Origin of the sequence: Agrobacterium larrymoorei, from assembly GCF_005145045.1 — a bacterium.
Taxonomy (GTDB): domain Bacteria; phylum Pseudomonadota; class Alphaproteobacteria; order Rhizobiales; family Rhizobiaceae; genus Agrobacterium; species Agrobacterium larrymoorei.
Genome location: NZ_CP039692.1, coordinates 1,178,958 through 1,201,134 on the forward strand (window position 1 = coordinate 1,178,958; position 22,177 = coordinate 1,201,134).

The 22,177-nt window shown below is 57.8% G+C and carries 26 protein-coding genes; 11 read left to right on the forward strand and 15 right to left on the reverse strand.

Annotation, left to right across the window (positions count from 1 at the left end):
* Positions 1-8: 8 nt before the first annotated feature.
* Both CFBP5473_RS19710 and CFBP5473_RS19715 read right to left on the reverse strand, forming a co-directional pair.
* Positions 9-623: a flavodoxin family protein gene (locus CFBP5473_RS19710; protein ID WP_027676356.1), complete on the reverse strand. Its 615-nt coding sequence runs from the start codon at positions 621-623 to the stop codon at positions 9-11.
* 260 nt (positions 624-883) lie between these two features.
* Positions 884-1,114, reverse strand: coding sequence for a hypothetical protein (locus tag CFBP5473_RS19715; RefSeq protein ID WP_027676357.1), 231 nt, complete (start codon positions 1,112-1,114; stop codon positions 884-886).
* 120 nt (positions 1,115-1,234) lie between these two features.
* Between CFBP5473_RS19715 and CFBP5473_RS19720 the strand changes: the two genes are divergently transcribed.
* The 3 genes from CFBP5473_RS19720 (at position 1,235) to CFBP5473_RS19730 (ending at position 2,915) form a co-directional block, all read left to right on the forward strand.
* The gene (locus CFBP5473_RS19720; protein WP_027676358.1) at positions 1,235-1,414 is read left to right on the forward strand and encodes a hypothetical protein; all 180 of its coding nucleotides are present in this window, start codon (positions 1,235-1,237) and stop codon (positions 1,412-1,414) included.
* 168 nt (positions 1,415-1,582) lie between these two features.
* A complete protein-coding gene (locus CFBP5473_RS19725; RefSeq protein ID WP_027676359.1) occupies positions 1,583-2,233 on the forward strand; it encodes a class I SAM-dependent methyltransferase in 651 nt (216 codons plus the stop codon).
* A gap of 157 nt (positions 2,234-2,390) precedes the next feature.
* Positions 2,391-2,915 carry a sigma-70 family RNA polymerase sigma factor gene (locus CFBP5473_RS19730; protein ID WP_037171380.1) on the forward strand — a complete coding sequence of 175 codons (525 nt, stop codon included), beginning with the start codon at positions 2,391-2,393 and terminating at the stop codon, positions 2,913-2,915.
* Between the two features lie 137 nt (positions 2,916-3,052).
* Here CFBP5473_RS19730 and CFBP5473_RS19735 read toward each other — a convergent pair whose 3' ends face one another.
* Positions 3,053-3,292 carry a hypothetical protein gene (locus CFBP5473_RS19735; protein ID WP_027676361.1) on the reverse strand — a complete coding sequence of 80 codons (240 nt, stop codon included), beginning with the start codon at positions 3,290-3,292 and terminating at the stop codon, positions 3,053-3,055.
* A gap of 174 nt (positions 3,293-3,466) precedes the next feature.
* Entirely contained in the window at positions 3,467-3,706 is a 240-nt protein-coding gene (locus CFBP5473_RS19740) for a DUF6894 family protein (protein WP_027676362.1), read from the reverse strand.
* A gap of 571 nt (positions 3,707-4,277) precedes the next feature.
* On the opposite strand from CFBP5473_RS19740, the gene CFBP5473_RS19745 reads away from it, so the two are divergent.
* Together CFBP5473_RS19745 and CFBP5473_RS19750 are read left to right on the forward strand one after the other, a co-directional pair.
* Positions 4,278-5,030 (forward strand): Crp/Fnr family transcriptional regulator, encoded by a 753-nt coding sequence (locus tag CFBP5473_RS19745; protein ID WP_037171383.1) that lies wholly within the window; start codon positions 4,278-4,280, stop codon positions 5,028-5,030.
* A 184-nt stretch (positions 5,031-5,214) separates the two neighbouring features.
* On the forward strand, positions 5,215-5,811 hold the full coding sequence (locus CFBP5473_RS19750; protein WP_027676363.1) for a hypothetical protein: 597 nt from the start codon (positions 5,215-5,217) through the stop codon (positions 5,809-5,811).
* 78 nt (positions 5,812-5,889) lie between these two features.
* Here the strand turns inward: CFBP5473_RS19750 and CFBP5473_RS19755 are convergent, their stop codons facing one another.
* From CFBP5473_RS19755 to coxB, 3 genes are read right to left on the reverse strand one after another with little or no spacing between them, the layout of a single operon-like run.
* On the reverse strand, positions 5,890-6,210 hold the full coding sequence (locus CFBP5473_RS19755; protein ID WP_210239303.1) for a hypothetical protein: 321 nt from the start codon (positions 6,208-6,210) through the stop codon (positions 5,890-5,892).
* A gap of 11 nt (positions 6,211-6,221) precedes the next feature.
* Positions 6,222-8,720 carry a cytochrome c oxidase subunit I gene (ctaD, locus tag CFBP5473_RS19760; protein ID WP_027676365.1) on the reverse strand — a complete coding sequence of 833 codons (2,499 nt, stop codon included), beginning with the start codon at positions 8,718-8,720 and terminating at the stop codon, positions 6,222-6,224.
* Entirely contained in the window at positions 8,717-9,559 is an 843-nt protein-coding gene (gene coxB, locus CFBP5473_RS19765; protein ID WP_337678396.1) for a cytochrome c oxidase subunit II, read from the reverse strand. The genes ctaD and coxB overlap by 4 nt, the downstream gene beginning before the upstream one ends.
* Between coxB and CFBP5473_RS19770 the strand changes: the two genes are divergently transcribed.
* Entirely contained in the window at positions 9,452-9,949 is a 498-nt protein-coding gene (locus CFBP5473_RS19770; RefSeq protein WP_027676366.1) for a DUF2231 domain-containing protein, read from the forward strand. The two genes, coxB and CFBP5473_RS19770, sit on opposite strands and share 108 nt — an antisense overlap.
* Here the strand turns inward: CFBP5473_RS19770 and CFBP5473_RS19775 are convergent.
* From CFBP5473_RS19775 to CFBP5473_RS19785, 3 genes are all read right to left on the reverse strand, one after another.
* Positions 9,927-10,421, reverse strand: a complete 495-nt coding sequence (locus CFBP5473_RS19775; RefSeq protein ID WP_027676367.1) for a CopD family protein — start codon at positions 10,419-10,421, stop codon at positions 9,927-9,929. The two genes, CFBP5473_RS19770 and CFBP5473_RS19775, sit on opposite strands and share 23 nt — an antisense overlap.
* Positions 10,415-11,044 (reverse strand): cytochrome c oxidase assembly protein, encoded by a 630-nt coding sequence (locus CFBP5473_RS19780; RefSeq protein ID WP_234881861.1) that lies wholly within the window; start codon positions 11,042-11,044, stop codon positions 10,415-10,417. Before CFBP5473_RS19780 ends, CFBP5473_RS19775 begins: the two co-directional genes overlap by 7 nt.
* Before the next feature lie 211 nt (positions 11,045-11,255).
* On the reverse strand, positions 11,256-11,486 hold the full coding sequence (locus CFBP5473_RS19785; RefSeq protein ID WP_027676369.1) for a hypothetical protein: 231 nt from the start codon (positions 11,484-11,486) through the stop codon (positions 11,256-11,258).
* Between the two features lie 184 nt (positions 11,487-11,670).
* Between CFBP5473_RS19785 and CFBP5473_RS19790 the strand changes: the two genes are divergently transcribed.
* The 5 genes from CFBP5473_RS19790 to iolG all read left to right on the forward strand — a co-directional run bounded on the left by CFBP5473_RS19790 (position 11,671) and on the right by iolG (position 16,299).
* On the forward strand, positions 11,671-12,027 hold the full coding sequence (locus CFBP5473_RS19790; RefSeq protein WP_027676370.1) for a response regulator: 357 nt from the start codon (positions 11,671-11,673) through the stop codon (positions 12,025-12,027).
* Between the two features lie 257 nt (positions 12,028-12,284).
* Positions 12,285-13,232 (forward strand): sugar ABC transporter substrate-binding protein, encoded by a 948-nt coding sequence (locus CFBP5473_RS19795; RefSeq protein ID WP_027676371.1) that lies wholly within the window; start codon positions 12,285-12,287, stop codon positions 13,230-13,232.
* Positions 13,233-13,319: 87 nt separating this feature from the next.
* Positions 13,320-14,465, forward strand: coding sequence for an ABC transporter permease (locus tag CFBP5473_RS19800; RefSeq protein WP_027676372.1), 1,146 nt, complete (start codon positions 13,320-13,322; stop codon positions 14,463-14,465).
* Between the two features lie 3 nt (positions 14,466-14,468).
* Positions 14,469-15,260, forward strand: coding sequence for an ATP-binding cassette domain-containing protein (locus CFBP5473_RS19805; protein ID WP_027676373.1), 792 nt, complete (start codon positions 14,469-14,471; stop codon positions 15,258-15,260).
* A gap of 46 nt (positions 15,261-15,306) precedes the next feature.
* Positions 15,307-16,299 (forward strand): inositol 2-dehydrogenase, encoded by a 993-nt coding sequence (iolG, locus tag CFBP5473_RS19810; RefSeq protein WP_027676374.1) that lies wholly within the window; start codon positions 15,307-15,309, stop codon positions 16,297-16,299.
* 628 nt (positions 16,300-16,927) lie between these two features.
* On the opposite strand, the gene CFBP5473_RS19815 is transcribed toward iolG, so the two are convergent.
* From CFBP5473_RS19815 to iolE, 5 genes are all read right to left on the reverse strand, one after another.
* Positions 16,928-18,076 (reverse strand): IS4 family transposase, encoded by a 1,149-nt coding sequence (locus tag CFBP5473_RS19815; protein ID WP_136954313.1) that lies wholly within the window; start codon positions 18,074-18,076, stop codon positions 16,928-16,930.
* A 499-nt stretch (positions 18,077-18,575) separates the two neighbouring features.
* Positions 18,576-18,899: a hypothetical protein gene (locus tag CFBP5473_RS19820; RefSeq protein ID WP_136954406.1), complete on the reverse strand. Its 324-nt coding sequence runs from the start codon at positions 18,897-18,899 to the stop codon at positions 18,576-18,578.
* A gap of 383 nt (positions 18,900-19,282) precedes the next feature.
* Positions 19,283-20,410, reverse strand: a complete 1,128-nt coding sequence (locus CFBP5473_RS19825) for a Gfo/Idh/MocA family protein (RefSeq protein WP_027675231.1) — start codon at positions 20,408-20,410, stop codon at positions 19,283-19,285.
* A gap of 39 nt (positions 20,411-20,449) precedes the next feature.
* Complete coding sequence (gene iolB, locus CFBP5473_RS19830; protein ID WP_027675230.1) at positions 20,450-21,259, reverse strand: 5-deoxy-glucuronate isomerase; 810 nt, start codon at positions 21,257-21,259, stop codon at positions 20,450-20,452.
* A gap of 18 nt (positions 21,260-21,277) precedes the next feature.
* Positions 21,278-22,177 (reverse strand): myo-inosose-2 dehydratase, encoded by a 900-nt coding sequence (iolE, locus tag CFBP5473_RS19835; protein ID WP_027675229.1) that lies wholly within the window; start codon positions 22,175-22,177, stop codon positions 21,278-21,280.

Below are 22,177 nucleotides of genomic sequence, written 5' to 3' on the forward strand. Positions count from 1 at the left end.
GTGGGAGATCAGGAATTGGCGGGGTAGGAATTTGCCTTCAGAAGCTTGGCGAGATGAACCGTATTGACGGCCAGCATAGTGATCGCGCTCTTCACGGCCTGTGGTGTTTCCTCAAGCTCGACGAAGTTCTTGGAACCCATGGCTTCGCCCACCCAATAGGCCACGGCATTGGCCGGAATGGTAAAGCCGACATCGTTCAGCGCCTGAAAAAGCTCGGCGGAACAGTGATGCGCGCCATCTTCATTGCCCACTACGGCAACAGCGGCCACCTTGCCGTAGGATGGCATTCGGCCTCCATCATCCGTTTCACCCAAGAATGCGTCCATGCGCTCCAGTGCGCGTTTGCACACGCTGGATGGTTGCCCAAGCCAGATCGGCGTGCCGATGACCAGAATATCGGCTGCAACGACCTTTTCTCGGATCGAAGGCCAATCGTCACCCTCACCCTCGTCGGAGGAAACGCCAGGTTTGATGTTGAAATCTGCAAGATGGACTGTCTCGCTCGTGACATCATATTCAGCGAGTTCCGCAGTGATCAACTGAAGCAGAGCCGCCGTGGAAGATGGATCCTCCGCCTTGCTCGCTTTCAGAGTGCTGTTCAGACAGATTGCTTTGAGTGTCACGGTTATCCTCCCGGAGTTGGTCCATGTGCGAGGCCAACCTTGCCCAAGACGATTAGTTCCATGAATGGCGGGATGTTGAACGAGCGGTAGGTCAATGCTTTAGAGTAAATGAAACGGCATCTGGCCGGAACCAGGTGGCCATATTGCCCTTGGGCCCCTTCGCCAACAAAAGAGGATGATGGCGAAGGCCGGCACGCAGCCACAGGCGGCGGAACCTCGGGAGAATGATTTTGGTGGGGGTGAGCGGTAAACCGCTCACCTTAGCCGCGAAAATCGCCTTCATTCGTGTCCCGCTCGTCGTAATTGATGTCCCAGTCTTTTTCGGGCTTCTTTGTTCCGGGCGGCAGCTTGTTGACCGTGGCATCATCCGACTTGGTGATGACGGTGGGCTTGGCGCTGGCGACGCCATTATTGTCCGATGTCTTCTTTCCCGGTGCAAATTGCGGCTGGGCATCGCGGTGGATTTTGTCGAGATCGCTTTTCTGGCTCATGGAAACCTCCATTGGTGATGCGATCTAACCAGCCACCGCCGCCTGTGTTCCCTGCTTGCGGCTCCACTGGAACCGACGCCACCACCTGCGGTTAGGAAGCCGACTGAAAAGGAGCCTGTCTTGTCCAAGAAGCCGGAAAACGAACCCTTCATCGCCCCGTCGGCAGATGACAAACCCAAGAATATTCAGAAGGGAAAAGCGGGTCGTGGCCTCGTCATGATCATCGCGGCCTATGCCCTTGGGGCCTTTCTCATCTATCTCACGATTTTGCTGGTTGGCACCTATCGCTCCATGAGTTGACGTAGGCGGTTGATTTTGCCGAACTGAATGACGAACTTGAGGAGGTCGAATAGGGGATTGGTGGAACTGTTTTTCCACATCAGGAAAAGAACCCTGACCCTAAAACGAGCCGATTCAACGGGTTTGTATCGCGCTGATATCTGAAAACCGGAGGAACCGCCTTTGCATATGAATGTCGAAAAACGCACGCAGCAGAAGAAAGCCTACAAGATATGGGCGCCCGTTTACGACAATATCTACAAGGGTTTTCTGGACCGGGCGCAGCGTGAACTGGCGCATAGAGCAGGGCAGGGCGGTCGCGATATTCTGGAAATAGGCGTCGGAACCGGTCTCGTCCTCCCTCACTATCCGCGCGAAAGCGTCGTCACCGGCATCGATATTTCCGAGGAGATGCTGGGTAAGGCGAAGGCCAAGATGGCCCGCGGCGACCTTCCTCATGTTCGCGAATTGAAGGTGATGGATGCGTGTCATCTTCAGTTCGAAGATGGCTCCTTCGATGTGGTGACGCTTCCATTCGTCATCACGCTCGTCCCGGATACGGAGCAGCTTTTGTCCGAATGCGTCCGCGTTCTGCGTCCGGGCGGACAGATCGTCATCGTCATCGTCAGCAAAATCAGCAAGGGCGGCGGTATTTCCGGTTTTGTCGAAGATGCCGTCTCGCCCATTGCCGAACGTGTCGGCCTCAGCACCGCCTATCGGCTGGACAAGATCGAGGCCTGGATCGGCAAGCACGGCAACGGTTTCAAGCTGGTTGAAAACGAAGCAATCCCGCCTTTCGGCTTCTTCAGACTTCTACGCCTGAAACGCTCGCTCGAATAGGCGGCGTCTTTACCAGCTTTGATCGATTGCTTCTGAAGAGGGCCTTCCTTCCTCCCCTTTGTTTCATCAGAAAATCATCACTCATCCGTGTCTGTACGCTCGCGTACCGCAACGGAAGATGCCGGGATGCATTGGTTCCATATCAACGGAGGGGAATATGGAAACTCATGTCGCCACGACCACATCCGAAATCGCCGTCACCGAGGCGCAGCTTGAAGAGTTGCGTATAGGTATCGCGGATTTGAACCCGGCCTTGTCCGCTTTCGCACGGCGTTTCGTGCGAACGGAAGAAGAGGTCGATGATCTCGTTCAGGAAACCATGCTGAGAGGCCTGCGCGCCATTCACCGCTTCACGCCCGGAACGGCGTTGAAATCCTGGCTTTTCACCATCATGCGCAATACATTCTGCACCCGTTATAAGATTGCCCAGCGCGAGCGTGTCGGTCTGCCTCTCGGCGTCGAAAACACGATTTCGACACCGCCTAGCCAAGAATGGCGGCTGGAACATCAGCAGGTCATGCGCGCCATTGGCGATCTCGATGCCGATCAGAAGAAGGCGCTTCTCTTGATTGCGGATGGTACCAGCTATGCCGACGCGGCCGATCTTTGCGGTTGCCGCATCGGCACTATCAAGAGCAGGGTCAGCCGCGCGCGTGAGGCGCTAAGGCGTGACCTGTACTGATTTGAAGAACGAGCACATTATCAAGCGGCGTTTCCTTTGGAAGCGCCGCTTATTTTTGAACGAGAATACGCGATAGCGGAGATCGATTGCACCCAGCAAAGCCAGGGATTGTCCTGTCTAAACCGCAGTAGGAGTGGTCACGCCAGCCGCGACAGTTGAAGGCGGCTGTGAAAGTGAAGCGACGTGATCTGCTGAAGCTTTTGCGCATCCACGATACCGCGATCGTACATTCTCAGAACGTAGCGTGCCACTTCGGCGTGGCTGGGCCTCAAGGTTTGCCCGACCTCGGCAATGACACCCGAATAGGCTGTCTGAACGATCCGCAGGTCGTCATTAAGAAAAACGCCCGGGCTTTGATGCTGATAATAGAAAGACATTATACCTTCCGAGCAAGGAAACTCGGCCTGCGCTTGAGGAAAGGAGAATGTCTTGAAACTATAGGCGCGATGCACGCGGTGGTAAATGTTCGTAACCGTACCCCCGCGCAAGTTTTTTCTCTCGCAGCGGTGCAATAGACATTGTCGCAGGTAATAATTTCTAATTCGATTGGGTTAGTCTATCACCTTCAGCGCGTCCCGAAAGGGTACGATCTGCACCGGTGAATGCTTCTCGTCGCAGATTTCGATGTTTCTCGAAGAGATATCCTTTCCTTCCAGAACGGCCTCGCTCATCAGCGCACGGGCATCTTCGATAGCGGAATTATAGGCTTCTTCCAGCCCGGGAAGATCGCTGCCTTCCGGGTCCTCCACCCTGCCGTCCCTGGTCAATACGTTGAAATAGTATTTCGGCATTCCACCGGTCCGGCATAGGGAACCGCAGAACTTATCGGGCTGCGTGTTCGAGTTATTCATGGCGTATAACGTCGCGGACCTGGATTTAGATCGATAGTCCTCGCAGTTTCTGTTCTCTTCCGAATACCCTATATCAAGTCCTGTTTCGCGCAGAACCGCTCATGGGCTTTCTCCTTGGTCTCCAAACCTCCGGCCTCGGTGGAGGTTCCGCCTGAGCGCACAAAACGCAGCCCTGAAAATGGTGGAGGCGGAACGTTGCGTTCGACGTGCAAGTGATGCTGCTCGTTTCAACAGCGAATCAGATCCGTCATCTCTCCCAGACAACGGAATATTTGTTCATGATCAGAAGCTTGAGACTTCGAAAGTGCCTCCTATGCCTCTGAAATATCCCTAATATGTAGCGCCTACGCTAACTGTACGCCCGCGTACAAATTTAGCAGAGCCTTAAATTGATTGGATAAATGAGCGCCTTGTCCCTTTGTACGATATATGACAGTGCATTGCTCAAAGTTTTCAAGTGGTTAGTTTCCCGGATCGTTACGGTGACGATCAAGGGGAATGAAGACTTCAAATGGATACTGATCAAGGCTCCGTGCGCAATAAAATATTGAGGGCGCTGCGACCGGAGGACTTTGAAATGCTGCGCCCCCATATGCAGATCATGAAGCTTAACCTTCATCAAGTCATTGAGAAGCCTCATACCCTTATCGAACGCGTCATCTTTTTCGAGACGGGGCTTGCATCGATCATCGGCCATATTTCTGGCGGCAAGAGCATTGAAGTCGGCTTGATCGGCCGTGAAGGCATGTCGGGCTCTGCCGTTATTCTCGGCAGCGCCGAACCGGGTCATCGCACGCTGATACAGGTCGCGGGTTACGGTGTCTCCGTACCGGCCAGCGTCGTTGCGGAGGGAATGAAGACTAGCGAGAGCCTGCGTGGTGTTCTGTTGACCTATATCCACACCATGCTGGCCCAGACCGCATCCACCGTCGTTGCCAATGGCCTTTCCAAGCTCGATAAGCGTCTGGCCCGCTGGCTGCTGATGATCCATGACCGCATCGATGGCACGACGGTTGCGATGACGCACGAGTTTCTCGCCGTCGTTCTTGGCGTTCGTCGTCCCGGCGTTACGGTCGCCCTTCATATTTTGGAGGGGAAAGGTTTGATCCGCGCATCCCGTGGCCAGATCACCATCATCAATCGACAGGGGCTTGAGCAGGAAGCGGGCGGCTCTTACGGCATGGCTGAGAGCGAATATAACCGCCTTATGTCGAAGGTTCGTTCACGCCATTCGTCCGAAAATTCCCTAGCCGACAAGGTCTAAATATATATTTGTATCAAAATGACACAGATTCCTGCGTAATCACAGGAATGTGAACATTTCTCATCTTTATATTAGTTAAATCCGATATATAAATGTTTTACAAAAGACAATGCTTATATAGTATTGATAACAGCATCTTGGATGCTAATTGGGAGAAAAGCATAGTCTGCTAGGAGGAAAAATCATGACAAGACTATCGCAAATACTGCTGATGAGTGCCTGCATGGCACTTCCGATGAATGCACATGCTCTGGACGTCAGTGTCGGGGGTGTGAGCGCAAGCGTGGGCGGTAACGATAGGGGTGGACTGAGTGCAAGCGCTTCTGTGGGAGGAAGCGGTGGTATAAATGCCGGAGCGGATGTGGGTGGACGCAGCGGTGGAGGACTTGGCGCAGACGTCAATGCTTCCGTCGGTGGCAGCAATGGTATCAATGCAAATACGAGTGCAAGTGTCGGCGGCAGAAGCGGGATCAATGCGGATATCAACGCATCGGTCGGCGGAAGCCGTGGTCTTAACGCCAATGCCAATGTTGGCGTGGGCGGAACCCGCGGTGTCGGCGTCGATGTGGGCGTGGGTGTCGGCACAGGACCGACAACGGGCACACCCGGCCAGCCGGGCGTAAGCCCAACAGGTCCGGGCCGCAGCGCCATCACGGCATTCAACGACATGTCGAGAAGCGAGCAGATGCGCTTGAGAAAACGCTGTGCAGATATTCTGAACGGCGGATATGAGGCGGATCTCGTCAAGCTCTGCCGTATGATACAGACAGCTTCGCGTTAAGCGAAGGTTGGAGAGGGAGTGCCCAAAACGGCACTCCCTTTTTTTATGCCGGGTTGGACAACTCTCCCTGCACTGCCATCAACAAAGTTTCAGCCACAACACGCCTGAAAACACGTAGGCCGTCGAGAAGATCGCTGCCGCCGCCGTGTAACGCGTGATGCTCGCCATCGCCTCGCTCGTGCGCGCTGTGAAATGCTCCGCCTTCAAAGCTGTCCATGCGGCAAGAATGATTGCGAGTGTCGTGGCGATGAAAACCGTGATCAGCAGCACACGCAGCAATGAGATGCCGCCGAGGTTCGTTTCCTGCCATCCAAGCGAACATCCCGCCGCCTGCGCGCCGTAGATCAGCAAAAAACCTGCACTCCATCCGGCAAATGGAAGAAGAAGTACGATTGCCATCCCGTATTTCATCACGCTCCTCCACTCTGCAAGGCAAACAACAGGAATGGATAGCCGGCGACGATGACGGCGGTTGCGACCACGTAGCGGTTCCATAGCCCGGCAATGGCGAGATCCGACAGGCGTTGATCGACGACATAGCCGGTGCGAATCCGCCATATGGAAAAGCCGGAGAACAATGCTCCGAGAGCGATGTGGATGAAGCCATAGACATCCGCAGCATAGATTACCGCCCGCGAAGCGTGGAAATCCGCCGAATAGCCGGTAACCAGCTGGCTAAGCAGAAGAATGATCGCAACAGCGTAGAAAAAGGTGGAAGCGAAAAGAAAATGGCGATGCCTCAGCAGCCATTTCGCGGGAAGCGCACCGGCCAATGCTGCCGCAAAAGCGCACCCGTAAGCAGCCATGGTCCAGAGGGAAGGCGCGAGCGTGGAGGGGTCGATACCCTCCCAGCCCGGCGCGGAACCCCAGAGAAACAGCCCGCCGAACAGCAGCGACGTGAAGAGCGTGGCCGTCACCAGAAGCGTCAGCCGCATCGCCATAAGCGATGGTGGATCGCCGCTTTCGAAGTGCGGCGGCAGCACCAGTCCCTTTCCCGCATAGAGACCGCCGTCGGTGCGTGAGGCTGCATCGTTTGGTGTCCAGTATAGGAACAGGATGATGACGGCGAAAAGTGCGCAGAGCGCCAGAATATAGAATTTCGCCAGAAGCGCGGTGAAGAACAGCCCGGTGGCCAGCGCCGTGAAAAGCGGAAGATAGGTCTGGCGCGGCAGGATGATGATCTGCCGGGGCTCGCCACTGACGGCGCTGACGCCAAGCGTTTCCATCCAGCCGTTTCGGGTAAAGCCGAGATAGCCATCCCCCGCCGCCAGTTCGGACCCAAGCCGATCGATCTCCAGCTTGTCTGCCCGTTTGGCCACCCCCGGCAGGGAGGCGAAGTTGTAGGAAGGCGGCGGGGTGGGCATTGCCCATTCCAGCGTGCCTGCGCGCCAGGGGTTGCGCCGGAATGGTTTTCCGAAGCGGAAGACAAGGAAGAGGTCCACCGCCGCCAGCACGAAACCCATGGCCATGATGAAGCTTCCGACGGACGACATGAGGTTCAGCCATTCCCAAGGCGATCCTTCGGGATAGCTATCCATCCGTCGCGGCATGCCGAGTAACCCGGTCAGGTGCATCATGAAGAAAGTGAGGTTGAAGCCGATGAAGATCATCCAGAAAGCGGCATGGGACAGATGCTGGATCGGTTGCCGCCCGGAAATATGCGGCACCCAGTAATAGGCACCCGCCAGCATCGGAAACAGGAAGCCACCCACCAGCACATAATGCAGATGCGCCACCACGAAATGCGTATCATGCGCCTGCTGGTCGAATGGCACCATGGCCAGCATCACGCCGGTCAGGCCGCCAATGACGAACACGAAGAAGAAGCCGAAGACGTGCAGCATCGGAACGGTGAAGGACGGGCGGCCTTGGGCGAGGGTCGCCAGCCAGGCAAAGATCTGGATCGCCGTCGGCACCGCCACCAGCGCACTTGCGGCGGAAAAGAACGATAGCGCCACATGCGGAATTCCGGTCGTGTACATGTGATGCACCCACAGACCGAAAGACAGGAACGCCATGGAGAGAATGCCTGCAATGATGATCCTGTATCCCGCAAGTGTCGTGCGGGCCAGAACGGGCAGGATGGTGGACAGGACGCCCGCAGCGGGCAGGAAAATGATGTAGACTTCCGGGTGGCCGAACAGCCAGAAGAGATGCTGCCACAAAAGCGGATCGCCGCCACGGGTCGGATCGAAGAAGGGCAGGCCGAAGGCTCTTTCCGCTTCGAGAAGGATCGAGCCGAGGATCAGCGGCGGAAAGCCGATCACCATCATGCCCGCTACCACCAGCATGTACCAGGCAAAGATCGGCATTCTGTCCAGCGACATGCCAGGAGCCCGCATCTTGAGAATGGTCACGATGATTTCGATTGCCGCCGTCATCGCCGATATCTCGACGAAGGTAATGCCCAACAGCCAGAAATCCGCGTTGATACCGGGGCTGTAGGTGGAGGAACTGAGCGGCGTGTACATGAACCAGCCGCCCTGTGGCGCAACACCTGCCAGAAGCGCTGCAATCAGCATGCTGCCGCCGAAAAGGTAACACCAATAGCCATAGGCAGAGAGGCGCGGAAAAGCGAGATCGCGCGTGCCGAGCAGCTTCGGCAGAAGATAGATCGCCAGCCCTTCGAAGAAGGGAATGGCGAAGAGAAACATCATGATGGTGCCGTGCATGGTAAAAACCTGCGCGTAATCGGCAGCATCGAGAAAGCGGCTCTGCGATGTCGCGAGCTGCGTGCGGATCAGCATTCCCAGAAAGCCGCCGATCCCGAAAAACACCAGCGCAGTCAGCATAAAGCGGGCGCCGATAATGTTGTGGTTGACGGCGGCAAGGCGACGCACGCCCTTGCCCGTGCCCCATATGGCTTCCAGTTCCTTATGCAGACGAATGGGGGAAGTCTTTTGCGTCACGTGTTTTCCTGTGCGTCTGAAAGGGTCTGTAGAATGCGCTCGTAATCGGCAGGCTCATGCGCGATGACCGTGAATGTCATGGCGCTGTGGCCAACCCCGCAATATTCCGCGCAGATGCCGCCAAAGGTGCCGGGCCGGTCTGCCTTCAGGCGGATGCGGGTTTCATGGCCGGGTATCGCATCGATCTTGCCTGCAAGCCGTGGAACCCAGAAACTGTGAATCACGTCGAGGCTGGAAACGGCAATCTCCACCGTCTCACCCGCTGGTATGTGCAACACGTTGCGGCTCTCGGGATCGCTCTCAGTCTGCCCGTAGCGCATGTTCCAGTTCCACATGCTGGCTTCAACATGGATTACCTTTGCTGGCGTTTCCGCGCGCGCGCCAAACAGGGTTTCGCCCTGTATGAAAGCCGCGATCAACAGGCCAGTCAGCACCGGAATGGGCAGGACAAGCCCACCCCAGACGATCCAGCGGGAGGCGGGGATGCCGGAAAAGCGGCGGGTCATGGTGCTGGTAAAGAAAAGGCCGATGACCAGCGCGAATAAAAGAGCCGAACCCCACAGCATGATCCACCACAGATGAGCGATAGAGGCGGAGGCAGGGCCCGCCGGATCGAGCGTGGAGAGATCGCCGGAACAGCCGGTGAGGACTGCCGCGACGGGAAGGCAGGCGGCAAACTTGCGGAACCGGAACCGGCCCGTGCTGGTTGTCCCGCAAACAGGAGGGCTCTTTTGGAAACCGCGAAAAAGAAAAATCCCGTCATTTCCAAGGTCGAAGAAAAAGATGCGAGTTCGCTCGTCGCCGTCGCCGGTCATCCGTTGCATGCCATGACGGTCCATTTCCCCATCGCGCTGGTATTCGGCACGCTGGGCGCCGATATCTTCTATTGGTGGGGTGCCGATCCCTTTTGGCTGCGCGTCGGGCTTTGGACCACGGGGATTGCATTTTTCAGTGCCATTGCCGCAGGCCTCATCGGCTCCGCAGAGCTCTTTCTCGTGCCCGGTATTCGCGCGCGTGTCGCCAGCTGGGCGCACGCAGTTGCGGGCATGTCGTTGATCGCGGTGTGCGGCGCAAACTGGGGCGGGCGATATTTTCTCAGCATCGAGGTTCTTCCGCACGGCCTGCTGCTCTCGCTGATTGCTTCGGTCCTTACGGGTCTTGCTGGCTGGCACGGGGGCAAGTTGATTTTCGATCATGGCGTCGGGCTCATGGTATCTTCCAAGGACTGATGGACTGCACGATGTCCCTCAGACCTCCGGCATGGATGGGCAGTCCCGTCAGTGACCAGTCCGGCTTGGCCAGCACCACGAAGACGATCCCAAGCACCGTTGCCGCCGTTAGCACCGTCGCGCTGACGAAACGCCAGACGGGATAAACCTGTCCCTCATTGAACAGGCGGATGATCACCAGCCCGGTAAAAATATGCACCGTGACCATGACGCCGATCAGCGCCAGCTTGACGGTGAACCACAGGGTGAATGTCTGCTGGAAGAAGATCAGCGCCGTTCCGGTCAGGATGGAAATGAAGGCGGCGGGGGAAGCGACTGCAACGTAGCAGAAACGCACGAGCCGCTGCAGCGCGTAAAGCGCGTTGCGATGCTCAACATAGGCGCGCTGAACGTATAGCGCAGGCAGGCTGATCAGCGTAGCCGCCCACATGGAAATTGCGGCGATGTGCAGGAATTTCAGCAGCATCACCATCGCTGTTCTCCATCGCCCTGGGCAATGGCGACCGTCTGATAGAGGCGGGCGATTGCGACGGCCAAATAGGGCAGCAGCCCGACGGTCCACATCAACACGCCCGCCAGCTGCTGGTCCTGAAGCGGTTCCAGCCCGAAAGCCAGCGTCGTATCGAGATGAGCGGCAAAGAGCGGTGCGCGCGAAAGGGTGAGTATCGCAGCCACCATTCCCATCTGCGCCACCGTCCCGAGTGTCAGCGTGACGGCAGACATCAGCGTGGTGCGCCTGGAAAGAATGATGGCCCACAGCCAGACCGCGCTCAGCAGAAGCGTGCCCTGCATGCTCCAATAGGCAAGGTCGCCCGAAAGAGCGAAAGCGTATCCCGGAGGAACATGCCAAAGCCAGAAAATCAGGGTGTGAATGATGAAGGCGAGTTCCGGCGGCAGGCGGTTCAGCACGGAATGTTCTAGCCGCAGCGAAGACGCCAGAAGCGGCGCAAGTGCCGTCATCAGAATGAAATGGTGCGTCACCCGTGCGGAAAACAGCGCTGTCGTCAATGCGCAGAGCGGCGAGATGAAGATGAGAGTTGAGATCAGAAAGACCGCTGGCACTTTCCAAGAGAGCCAGCCATCGGCTCCTCGCATGGCGGTAAATGCCGTCAGGAAAGCGACGAGCAGAATCGCGAAAGGATCGAAATTCCACGCGCTCCATAAATCGGCGGGAAGCGGCGCCGGTCCGCAATAAGGAACTGTTTGATTTATCCCAAGAATCCGTCCCCGCTTTCGTCTTTCAGCGCAATACGCTTTTTTTGCCGAACGCGGGGCGGAGCCTGAGGTTCCGTTGGTGGGCGAGCGCTCAACGCCTTCCCGCTTCACGATTGTCGCGCATGCCCATGTTTTCCCGGAAGGTGCCTGCCGGGTGGCGCAACTCTTTTCCGGCCTTGCCGGAACTGGTGGCGTGACGGGTCATCTCTTCTTTCAGCGCCTGCAAGGCAAGGTATCTGCTTGGATAGACCTTTGTCAGCGTGCCGTTGCGCAGGATTGCCCAACCGCGTTCATGCGGCATGATTGTCGTGTTTTTTGTCATCTATTTTCCTCCCGCGCCCTAACGATGAACATTTCGTGATGTTCCGAAATGAGCATTCGTTTGTTCGGAATAAATGAAGAGGTGACTACGCGGTGCGTTTTAGCTGGCAAAGCCCCGGCTTTGGGCGTTATGACCAGTCTTGGAAAGTCACCAGAAGGCAATGATGCCATGGCAGGAGCAGAGCATGCCGGTTAACGACCGTCTCACGATAGCCGTGTTCGGCAAGAGCGACGCGGTGACGACCGAGATCGTCTCCTCATGGTCTGAAATCGCAATCGATCTGATGGGCCCTTACTCTGCGACCGATGGCAGCGGTCATGACTGGAACTTCGCGAGTGCCATCATCGATGTGCGTTACGGGCCTGAACTCATGCTGCCGCTGATGGATGAGCTTGAGGCGAAAGCCATCCCCTATATCTTCTTCGTGCCGCTCAACGCCGTTGGCAGCGAGCAGGGGCCCTTCGTGCTGTCCACGGCAAGGGAAGATATGCGCCATATTCTGGCGGCCCTTTCCGCACAGGAACGCGGCACGACGCATTGACCGGTTCTCATAATGTCTTGAAGCGCGGTTCCAGACCGCGCTTTTTCTATGCCTGATCAGTCCCCTTTTCACCAATAACAGAATTTTTATTCCAAAAATTATTCTCATGGAATTATCGCTTGATTTTCATGGCGAGTGAGCTAGGCTCAGATCGTTCATCATCCGGCGCAAGAGGAGTTGCGTGCGGGTGGCGAGGGCGACAGCGCCTGAACATTTCACGCTCCACCAAGTGGAGATGTTTTCATCGGGAGGAAGACATGAAATACGGATTCAAAGCTCTCTTGGCGGGGGCTGCGCTTCTTGGTGCGGCGGCAGGATTTGCATCTGGCGCGTTTGCGGCAGATGTGAAGCTCGTTGCGGTTACGCATGGTCAGGCCAACGACCCGTTCTGGTCCGTGGTCAAGAACGGCGTGACGGCAGCCGCCAAGGACATGAACATCACGGTGGATTACCGTGCGCCGGAAACCTTCGACATGGTGGCCATGAGCCAGCTTATCGATGCTGCAGTCAACCAGAAGCCTGCCGGTCTCATCGTTTCCATTCCTGATGCCTCGGCGCTCGGCCCGGCCATCAAGAAGGCGGTTGCCGCCGGTATTCCGGTCATCTCCATCAACTCCGGCTCAGATGTGTCCAAGGAACTCGGCGCGCTGCTCCATGTCGGTCAGGATGAGTATTCTGCTGGCAAGGCCGCAGGCGAAAAGCTGAAGGAACTGGGCGGCAAGAAGGGCATCTGCGTCAACCAGGAAGTGGGTAACGTCTCGCTCGACCTGCGCTGCAAGGGCTTTGCCGATGGTTTCGGCGGCTCCAGCACGGTTCTGCCCGTCAGCAACGATCCGACCGAAATTCGCGCCAAGGTAAAGGCGTCGCTCAGCTCCGATACCGCAATCGATACGGTCATGGCGCTGGGTGCGGGCACTGCCGGTGAACCTTCCGTCGCAGCCGTCAACGATGTCGGCAAAACCGGCAAGATCCACGTCGCCACCTTCGACCTTTCGGCTGACTTCCTGAAGGCCGTCTCCGAAGGCAAGGCAGATTTCGCCATCGATCAGCAGCAGTTCCTGCAGGGCTACCTGCCGGTCGTCTTCCTCGCCAACTATGCGAAATACGGCCTGATCCCCGGCGGCAACGTTCCTTCGGGCCCGAACCTCATCACCAAGGACAAGGCGGCGCAGGTTGTCGAACTGTCCGCAAAGGGCATCCGCTAAGCAAAAGAGTATGCCCGTTTCGATATCCTCCCCGAGACATCGGGGAGGCCATATCCGGGCACGCGCATGGGATCGATGGGAGGAAACATGGCCAGTCTCGAACAGAATAGCCCGGGGGGCGCAAAGCCACCGGCACCTGCCGTGGCAAAAGCGGATGAACGCCTGCGCAAGGTGGGCGTGATCACGCAGATGATGCGCCGCCCGGAACTTGGCGCGGTTGCCGGTCTGGTGCTGGTTCTCGTCTTCTTCTTCATGACGGCCGATCCATCGATGTTCACGCTGGCAGGCGCAATGACCATCCTTGCTCCGGCGTCCCAACTCGGTATCCTCGCCATTGCCGCGGCATTGCTGATGATCGGCGGCGAGTTCGATCTTTCCATCGGCTCCATGGTCGCCTTTGCCGGGCTGATCTTCGGCGTGCTTGTTACCAATTACGATCAGCCACTTTCTATCGCCATTCTCCTGACATTCCTGTTTTCCGGCGTCGTCGGTGCCGTCAACGGCCAGATCGTTATCCGCACGCGGTTGCCATCCTTCATCGTCACCTTGGCATTCCTCTTCATCCTGCGCGGTCTCACGCTTGTCGGGTTGAAATGGGCAACTGGCGGTTCCACGCAGCTGCGGGGCATCAGCTCGGCTGTCGAGGGTAGCCCGCTGCTGAAAATTTTCTCCGGTCAGGCATTCGAAGGTCTGTTCCTCTGGCTTGGCCATCAAGGTCTTATCGATACATTCGACAATGGCGTGCCGAAAGTAACCGGCGTACCGGTCTCCGTTGTCTGGTTCGTCCTGATTGCGCTGGTCGCCACCTGGGTCCTGCTGCGCACCAGAACCGGCAACTGGATTTTCGCCGCCGGTGGCGATCCCAATGCCGCACGCAATTCCGGTGTGCCCGTCAACCGCGTCAAGACCAGCCTTTTTGCGCTGACGGCCTGCGCAGCGGCGCTGGTGGCCATCATCACCGTACTGGACGCCGGTTCCACTGATGCCCGGCGCGGCTTCCAAAAGGAATTCGAGGCCATCATCGCAGCCGTTATCGGCGGGTGCCTGCTGACCGGAGGGTATGGCTCGGCCATCGGCGCTTTCTTCGGCGCGGTCATCTTCGGCATGGTCTCCATCGGGCTTACCTATACCCAGTTCGACTCCGACTGGTTTCAGGTCTTCCTCGGCTCCATGCTGCTGCTTGCCGTTCTCTTCAACAATTTCATCCGCCGCCGCGTAACAGGGGAGCGTTGAGCCATGGCCACAGCTGCACAAACCCCCATCATCGACGTTCGCAACATCGTCAAGCATTACGGCTCCATCATCGCGCTGAATGGCGTGTCGATGACGGTTTCGGCAGGAGAGGTGCTCTGCCTGCTGGGCGATAATGGCGCGGGCAAATCGACGCTGATCAAGATGCTGTCCGGTGCCGTTCGCCCCACCAGCGGAGAGTTTCTGGTCGATGGCCAGCCGGTGGATTTTACCGCTCCGCGCGATGCGCTGGATGCGGGCATCGCAACCGTGTTTCAGGATCTCGCGATGATCCCGCTCATGTCGGTCACGCGAAACTTCTTCATGGGGCGGGAGCCCGTGCGCGGGTTCTTCCCTTTCCGATATATCGACATGAAGCATTGCAACGAGGTGACGCGGGACGAGATGCGCAAGATCGGCATCGATATCCGCGATCCCAACCAGGCCGTCGGCACGCTTTCCGGCGGCGAGCGGCAATGCGTGGCCATTGCGCGTGCGGTTTATTTCGGCGCCAAGGTGCTGATCCTCGATGAGCCGACTTCGGCGCTGGGCGTTGCCCAGACCTCCATGGTGCTGAAATATATCAATCAGGTGCAGCAGAAGGGATTGGCAGTCATCTTCATCACGCACAATGTGCGCCATGCCTATGCGGTGGGAGACCGATTCACGGTTCTCAACCGCGGGCAGACGCTCGGCACGTTCGGGAAGTCCGAAATCTCTATGGAGGAAGTTCAAAATCTGATGGCTGGCGGCAAGGAACTACAGACGCTTTCCGCCGATCTCAATGGCACCATCTAGCCTTTCTCCCGAAATTCAATAGCTTGATACCAATGGAGTGAATGACATGATTAGGTTTGGAGTGCTCGGTGCGGGCCGTATCGGCAAGGTGCACGCAGCCACCATCGCCGCCAACCCGAAGGCGAAACTCGCCTATGTTGCCGATGCTTATCCCGCAGCCGCAGAGCAGCTTGCAGCGCAGACGGGCGCAAAGGTCGCGAGCGTGGAAGAGATCATCGCTTCAGGCGACGTGGACGCCGTGCTGATCGCAACGCCGACGCCAAGCCACGCCGATCTCATCGAAGCCGCTTCCAAGGCGGGCAAGCATATACTGTGCGAAAAGCCGGTTTCGCTTTCGGTGGATCGCATCAATCAATGCCTGCATGTGGTGGAAAAGAACAAGTCCACTCTGATGATCGGATTCAACCGCCGCTTCGATCCGAATTTCTCAACCGTCGAATCCCGCCTTCGCCGTGGCGATGTGGGAGATATCGAAATCGTCACCATCATCAGCCGCGATCCGGCCCCGCCACCTGCGGAATACGTCAAATCCTCCGGCGGCCTTTTCCGTGACATGATGATCCACGATTTCGACATGGCGCGGTTCCTCATGGGCGAGGAATTCGTCGTGGTCAACGCGCTAGGTTCGGCGCTAGTCGATAAGGCCATCGGCGTCGAGGGCGATGTGGATACGGCAGCCGTACAGATGCAAACCGCCTCGGGCCGCATCGCCGTCATCACCAACTCCCGCCGTGCAACTTACGGCTACGACCAGCGCATCGAAGTCCACGGCTCGACAGGCATGCTGTCCGCTCGCAACATCCAGAATTCCAGCGTGGAACTCTGGAATGCCAGCGGCCTTGCCGGTGACCCCGTGCAGAATTTCTTCATCGAGCGCTACGCGCAGGCTTACGCCAACGAGATCAACACCTTCATCGACGCCGTCGATACCGGGAACACCGCCCCACGCCCAAGCGGCTTCGATGGCCTCCAGGCCCAAAAACTCGCCGACGCCGCAACCCTCAGCTGGCAGACGGGGAAGCCGGTTCAGGTGGCTTGATTAGCTTCGTCTCGTGCCGCCAAACCCCCTGCCGTTTTTACTGGGCTTGACCCACTGCCGTCATCCTCGGCCTTGCGCCGAGGATCCATTGTTATCAACGAAATCAAGCGTTTGTGGATCCTCGGCTTAAGGCCGAGGATGATGCCGAGGGAGGGGAGCCGTTGAGCTGCTGCAATTGGGCAACTGTGCAGGAACGGTAGTCAACTCGACGGGATAGCAGTGGGACAGGTCCGAAGGTGACGGAGGCGGTAGAATAGCTTGGGATATGTTTAGGCACCGTCGCCCCACCCACTGCCGTCATCCTCGGCCTTGAGCCGAGGATCCATTCCCATCAACGAAATCAAGTGGTTATGGATCCTCGGGTCAAGCCCGAGGATGACGTCGAGGGAGCGGAGTCGTAGAGTTACTCCACTTGGGCAACTGTGCAGGAACGGTAGCCAATTTGACTGGACGGCAGTGGGGTAAGCCCGAGAGTGACGGAGGCGGCAGAATAGCGTGGGATATGTTTAGACTCCGTCGCCCCACCCACTGCCGTCATCCTCGGCCTTGAGCCGAGGATCCATTGTTATCAACGAAATCAAACGGTTGTGGATCCTCGGGTCAAGCCCACTACTGTCCGGTTTAAATTTCAGTCCCACATCAGCACCATCTGGTTTGGGGATTTGGACGGTTGTGTGGGTGGTTTAAGGAGTTGGTCGGATCGCCTTTTGTGCATGAGGTTGAGGCGTACGAGGGGGGTGAAGGTGAGCGGTTGCGTGATGGCGCTCTGGCAGGCCTGCGCCATGCGCAGCACAAGATAGGCGATGAGGGCGACATAGGTCTGGATGCGCACGGCGTTTTCGGATGCTCCGAAGAAATGGCGTATCCTGAGGTTCTGCTTGACCCATTTAAAGAACAGTTCGATCTGCCAGCGCTGTTTGTAAAGCTCGGCAATCTCTTCGGCTGGCGCATCCAGATCGTTGGTGACGAGCCGGATGGTCCTGCCCGTGTCGATCCGCACCGCGATCTCGCGCAACGGTTCGGAAAAGGGATTGCGTCTCGAGCGCGCCATGCGTTGTGCCAACAGCCCGATCCTGTCGCACAGGATGTGATCGCTCTCGCTTGGAGGCTGTTCGGTGGCGGCCTGAAGATGCGTGTTGGTCTTCAGCCGTGTGACGAAGCGGCAGCCTGCCCGGTCCAGCGCTGCCCACCACGCGAAATCATAGTAAGCCAGATCAAAGACATAGGTCATGCCGGGTTCGATCGGCATGGCCTTTGCGGGCACGATGTCGTTGGTTCTCTGGCCTGTCATGGTCATCGCCATGGGGATGTCGCCATTCGGATCGTAGGCGACATGCAGCTTGGCGGCTCTGCGCCCGCTGACCATATCGGCCCAGCCATCGCTCATGGAGGAGAGGGCGACGCGGGTGGCGTCGAGCAGGCGCACCGCATCGCGGATATGGCGACGGGTTCTTCGGCTGGCGGCAGCCGCCATATGGGAGAACAGATCGGCAAAGACGCCCGCAGGCCTTGTGGCATTGGCATCGGCAAGGGTGGAGCGCGCCACGCCGTGGGCACCCAGATGATAAAGCTGGTTGCGGTGGCTCGACAGCCCTGCCTCGATCTCGCGCAGGCTTTGCGCGCCGGAAAGCTGGGCAAACAGAAGCGCCAGCAACTGGTCCTTCATCGAAAACCGCCGAACCCTGTGATCGCCCTTGTACTTATCCACAAGCCCTTCGAAGACCTGCCAGGGAACATGCTTCTGTATTTGATGAAAAACGCTATTCTGGTGGCGCATGACGTTGATCTCCTGTTCGTGTCCAGATCGCCGCGAAACGTCTGAAACCGAGTAGAATCAATGTCATGCGCCTTGTCCAGAAATTTAAACCGGACAGCAGTGGGTCAAGCCCGAGGATGACGCCGAGGGAGCGGAGCTGTTGAGCTGCTCCAATTGGACAACTGTGCAGGAATGCTAGCTGACTTGACTGGACAGCAGTAGGGCGGCCCAAGGGCGACGGTGCAACCCCACTTCCGTCATACCGGGCTTGACCCGGTATCCAGCCAGACCAAGTCCTTGGTCTGAAAGACTCTTTCGCCGCGCAGACGCGCGTCGGCTGGACCCCGCATCAAGTGCGGGGTGACGGCTGGGGGAGCTGTTCTCGCCCCCAACACCTGCTCAGTTTAGACCGGACAGTAGTGGGACGAGCCCGAGGATGACGGAGGTGTGGGGCGTACAACCTCAGTATTCGGCTTTGTCAAAACTATAGCAAAGGACGACCGTCGCCAGGCCACACCCCTCAACGCTTGTCCTTATCATGCAGCACCTCCCGCGCCACGTAATCATTCAGACGCCGCAGCTTTTCAAGAGTTGGGTGTTCTGCTGGGACAGTCAATGTCTTCAGCCATGGCTTTTCCTCGGGCGGCGGCAAGATTGTGCCTTGCAGGGACTGCTCGTCACCCTGTGCATCTCGTTGCCTGCTTTTGTGCCGCAGATGGTAGAGATAAAGCGCCATCGCGCCGAGGCCGAAGATGCAGGGCATGTAGATCGCGAGGATCTTCACCCCATCCGACATGGTTCTAAATGTGTGCAGCAAATCTGCGATGACGCTGTATTCGATCATGCCCGTCTCCCGGCGCTTTCTCGTCAATATTGAACGGAAGCGACCACCGGAGGGAAAACCTCTGGTGGCCGGGGAGTTAGAAAGCCGCCTAGAAACGACCACCCTGACCTTTAGGCTTGCGCCTTGGACATGCGTCAAGGTCTCCCCAGCCATATAAAGGCGGAAGAGTTACATAGTCGCAATGGACCGCCTCAGCCACAAACCTATGGCTGAGGGGTGTCATTAACGGCCGACACTGGCCGTCCTAGGAGGGGATTTCTACGGCCCCAAGACCGGTTCGTTACTTCCGGTCTCGGTGCAACCATAACGAAAGCCGAACACCGAGGAAATGGCTATATCTCGCATATCGACGTTTCATCTCCCGGCTCACACAGGCTCAGCTGTCAGCCGCCAATTTCGCTCGTCTCAACCCAGCGTTTTTCCCTGAATGACTGCGCCATGGCGTGAACACTGCGCTCGATGCCGATGCCATCTTCAAAGCTGATGGTATTTGCCTCGTGGCCCTGCGTGGCTGCGATCAGTTCGCGGCATTCGATGACCTTCAGGTCGTTGAAGCCGAGGCCGTGGCCGGGGGCGGGGATGAAGCGGTCGTAAGGCCGGTGATGCGGCGCCGTCAGGATGGTTCTGAAACCCTGCTCCTCGGCGCGACCATCGGTCGTATAGAGCTGGAACTCGTTCATCCGCTCCTGATCGTAGAGGATCGATCCCTTGGAGCCATAGATTTGAACGGCGATGCGCCCCTTGCGGCCCCAGGCGGAGCGGTTGGCCATCAATACACCGGAGATGCCGTTTTCCAGCGTGAAGAGAACACTGGCGAGATCGTGGTTTTCCACTTCGCGCGCGCCGCCGTCCTTCAGCGGTCTCGTCGGATAGGGCTTCACCAGATCGGCAATCACCTTTCTGACATGGCCGAACAGGCTGAAGATCAGGGACAGCGGATGCACGCCGAAATCGTCCAGCGCGCCATAGCCGGAGGACGCCTCGCTCTTCCAGTTGAACAGCGCTTGCGCGTCGGCCATGAAATCTTCGTCCATCTCGACGCGGACCTGCATCACATCGCCGATCACGCCATCCTTCAGCAGCATCTTGATGTGGCGGATCACCGGGTTCTGAATGTAGTTGTAACCCATGACGGAGACGCGACCGGAGCGTCGCGCCGCGTCACGCATCTTCAGCGCATCGGCAAAGGCTGGCGCCATCGGCTTTTCGCACCACAAATGCTTGCCCGCATCCAGCCCTGCAATCGCCATTTCCGGGTGAAAGGCGTTGGGTGTGGTGACCGAGATCACGTCGATCTCTGGATCGTCCAGAAGATCGCGCCAGTTGGCGGTGGATTTGGCAAAGCCGAATTCCTGCGCCTTCTTCGCTGCAAGTTCGGAATTCACTTCCGCCAGCGTCACCAGCCGCGGTCGCGGCACATCGCCGAAAATGCTGGTGACGTTATTCCATGCGAGTGCATGGCACTTGCCCATATAGCCAGTGCCGATCAGGCCAACGCCCAGACTTTTCATGATTCCCTCCCAAGAATCGATGGATGTAATGATGCAGGATCAGGGATTGTCGCGCTTGAAAATCCAGTCGTGATCCGGGTGGTTCTGAAAGCGCCATTTGCGCATGGGACCAGCCATGACATTGAGATAATACATCTCGTAGCCATAGGGCGAGCCGCAGGGGTGGTGCCCTTTCGGCACCAGAACGACATCGCCATCGCAAACCGCCATGGTCTCATCCAGCGAGCCGTCTTCGGTGAAAACACGCTGGAAGCCGAAGCCCTGCGCCGGGTCCAGCCGGTGGTAATAGGTCTCTTCCAGATAGGTCATGTCGGGGTAATTATCCTCGTCATGCCGGTGCGGCGGATAGGAAGACCAATGGCCGGATGGCGTGAACACTTCCGTCACCAGCAGGCTGTCGGCCACATCGCGGTCTTCCATGGCAATGGGGAAGATGTAGCGCGTATTGCCGCCCCTGCCGCGCTCGGCAAGCGTAATGCCATCCGGCCCGATCACCTGTGCTTCACGGCCCGGCTTGGCGGGTGCTGTGCACACACCGATCGTGCAATCCGTCGTCGCCTTGACCGACCAGGATGAACCGGCGGGAATATAGACGCAGTGCGGCGGCTTGCGCTCGAACACGTTCATCCGGTCACCAAGTTCGCCGAAGCTCTTATCCTCTGACGAGACTTCCGCCTTACCCTCGACAAGTACCAGAATGACTTCCGTCTCGCCGGTCTTCTCATTCGCGGTTTCGCCGGGCTTCAGGTGGTATAGACCGAAGCCGACATAGCCCCAATCGGCGCTTTCCGGCGTAATGTCATGGACCTTGCCGCTTTTACCGCTCGGTTTGCGAAGCAGATTTGCCATTTTTCAGGCCTCCTTGTTTCAGCCCTTGTCCAGCCCGGCTTCTTTTGCAAAAGCGCGCAGCGATTTCAGGCCAAGGCTTTGATATTCGAACGGGTTTCGCACATCCGGGTCCTGCTCGGCCTCGATAACCAGCCAGCCGCTATAGCCATGGTCGGCAGCGATTTTCAGCACGGGCGGGAAATCGACACCGCCTTCGCTGTCACCCGGAACGGTGAAGACCCCGCGGCGCACGCCTTCGAGGAAGGACAGCTTTTCATTGCGCACCTGCTCGGCAATGGCGGGGCGCACATTCTTGGCGTGGATGTGCCCAACGCGCTGCATGTGTTTTCTGGCCACACGCTCCGGGTTGCCGCCACCGAACAGGGTGTGGCCGGTATCGAGCAGCAGTTTCGTATGCGGACCGGTGTTTTCCATCAGCCGGTCGATCTCGTCTTCGCTCTCGATGATCGTTCCCATGTGGTGGTGGTAAACCAGCGCAATGCCCTGCTCGGCGGCATGTTTTGCCAGTGCCTCCACGCCTTCGCCAAAGCTCTTCCACTCGCTGTCGGCCAGCTTCGGACGGTCGTTGACCGGCTTGGAATCCTCACCATGGATCGCGTTGGACGTCTCGCAAACGATGATGACCTTGGAGCCCATTGCCTTGAGCAGATCGAGCGCAGGCTGCATCGCGGCCTTCTCGTCTTCGATGGAGTTGGTCAGAAGGTTCAGCGAATGCCAGCCGGAAACGAAGCGCAGCTTGCGGGGCTCAAGTACTGCCTTCAACCCTTCCGGCTCCTGCGGAAACTTGTGGCCTTTTTCGATGCCATCGAAACCGATCTTGGAGGTCTCGTCCAGGCACTGGTCGAGGCTGATATGGGCGCCGAGCGAGCGGTCGTCGTCATTGCTCCAGGCAATTGGGTTGGTACCGTAAAGGATCAT

Bases quoted from the DNA above. Each gene is read 5' to 3' on its own strand.
- iolE (WP_027675229.1), bottom strand. From the start codon at position 22,177: ATGATCCTTTACGGTACCAACCCAATTGCCTGGAGCAATGACGACGAC.
- CFBP5473_RS19745 (WP_037171383.1), top strand. From the start codon at position 4,278: ATGGATACTGATCAAGGCTCCGTGCGCAATAAAATATTGAGGGCGCTG.
- coxB (WP_337678396.1), bottom strand. From the start codon at position 9,559: ATGGACCGTCATGGCATGCAACGGATGACCGGCGACGGCGACGAGCGA.
- iolB (WP_027675230.1), bottom strand. From the start codon at position 21,259: ATGGCAAATCTGCTTCGCAAACCGAGCGGTAAAAGCGGCAAGGTCCAT.
- CFBP5473_RS19730 (WP_037171380.1), top strand. From the start codon at position 2,391: ATGGAAACTCATGTCGCCACGACCACATCCGAAATCGCCGTCACCGAG.
- CFBP5473_RS19740 (WP_027676362.1), bottom strand. From the start codon at position 3,706: ATGCCGAAATACTATTTCAACGTATTGACCAGGGACGGCAGGGTGGAG.
- CFBP5473_RS19715 (WP_027676357.1), bottom strand. From the start codon at position 1,114: ATGAGCCAGAAAAGCGATCTCGACAAAATCCACCGCGATGCCCAGCCG.
- CFBP5473_RS19755 (WP_210239303.1), bottom strand. From the start codon at position 6,210: ATGGCAATCGTACTTCTTCTTCCATTTGCCGGATGGAGTGCAGGTTTT.
- CFBP5473_RS19805 (WP_027676373.1), top strand. From the start codon at position 14,469: ATGGCCACAGCTGCACAAACCCCCATCATCGACGTTCGCAACATCGTC.
- CFBP5473_RS19815 (WP_136954313.1), bottom strand. From the start codon at position 18,076: ATGCGCCACCAGAATAGCGTTTTTCATCAAATACAGAAGCATGTTCCC.
- CFBP5473_RS19750 (WP_027676363.1), top strand. From the start codon at position 5,215: ATGACAAGACTATCGCAAATACTGCTGATGAGTGCCTGCATGGCACTT.
- CFBP5473_RS19800 (WP_027676372.1), top strand. From the start codon at position 13,320: ATGGCCAGTCTCGAACAGAATAGCCCGGGGGGCGCAAAGCCACCGGCA.
- CFBP5473_RS19795 (WP_027676371.1), top strand. From the start codon at position 12,285: ATGAAATACGGATTCAAAGCTCTCTTGGCGGGGGCTGCGCTTCTTGGT.
- CFBP5473_RS19775 (WP_027676367.1), bottom strand. From the start codon at position 10,421: ATGGTGATGCTGCTGAAATTCCTGCACATCGCCGCAATTTCCATGTGG.
- CFBP5473_RS19780 (WP_234881861.1), bottom strand. From the start codon at position 11,044: ATGCGAGGAGCCGATGGCTGGCTCTCTTGGAAAGTGCCAGCGGTCTTT.
- CFBP5473_RS19785 (WP_027676369.1), bottom strand. From the start codon at position 11,486: ATGACAAAAAACACGACAATCATGCCGCATGAACGCGGTTGGGCAATC.
- CFBP5473_RS19725 (WP_027676359.1), top strand. From the start codon at position 1,583: ATGAATGTCGAAAAACGCACGCAGCAGAAGAAAGCCTACAAGATATGG.
- CFBP5473_RS19825 (WP_027675231.1), bottom strand. From the start codon at position 20,410: ATGAAAAGTCTGGGCGTTGGCCTGATCGGCACTGGCTATATGGGCAAG.
- iolG (WP_027676374.1), top strand. From the start codon at position 15,307: ATGATTAGGTTTGGAGTGCTCGGTGCGGGCCGTATCGGCAAGGTGCAC.
- CFBP5473_RS19735 (WP_027676361.1), bottom strand. From the start codon at position 3,292: ATGTCTTTCTATTATCAGCATCAAAGCCCGGGCGTTTTTCTTAATGAC.
- CFBP5473_RS19790 (WP_027676370.1), top strand. From the start codon at position 11,671: ATGCCGGTTAACGACCGTCTCACGATAGCCGTGTTCGGCAAGAGCGAC.
- CFBP5473_RS19820 (WP_136954406.1), bottom strand. From the start codon at position 18,899: ATGATCGAATACAGCGTCATCGCAGATTTGCTGCACACATTTAGAACC.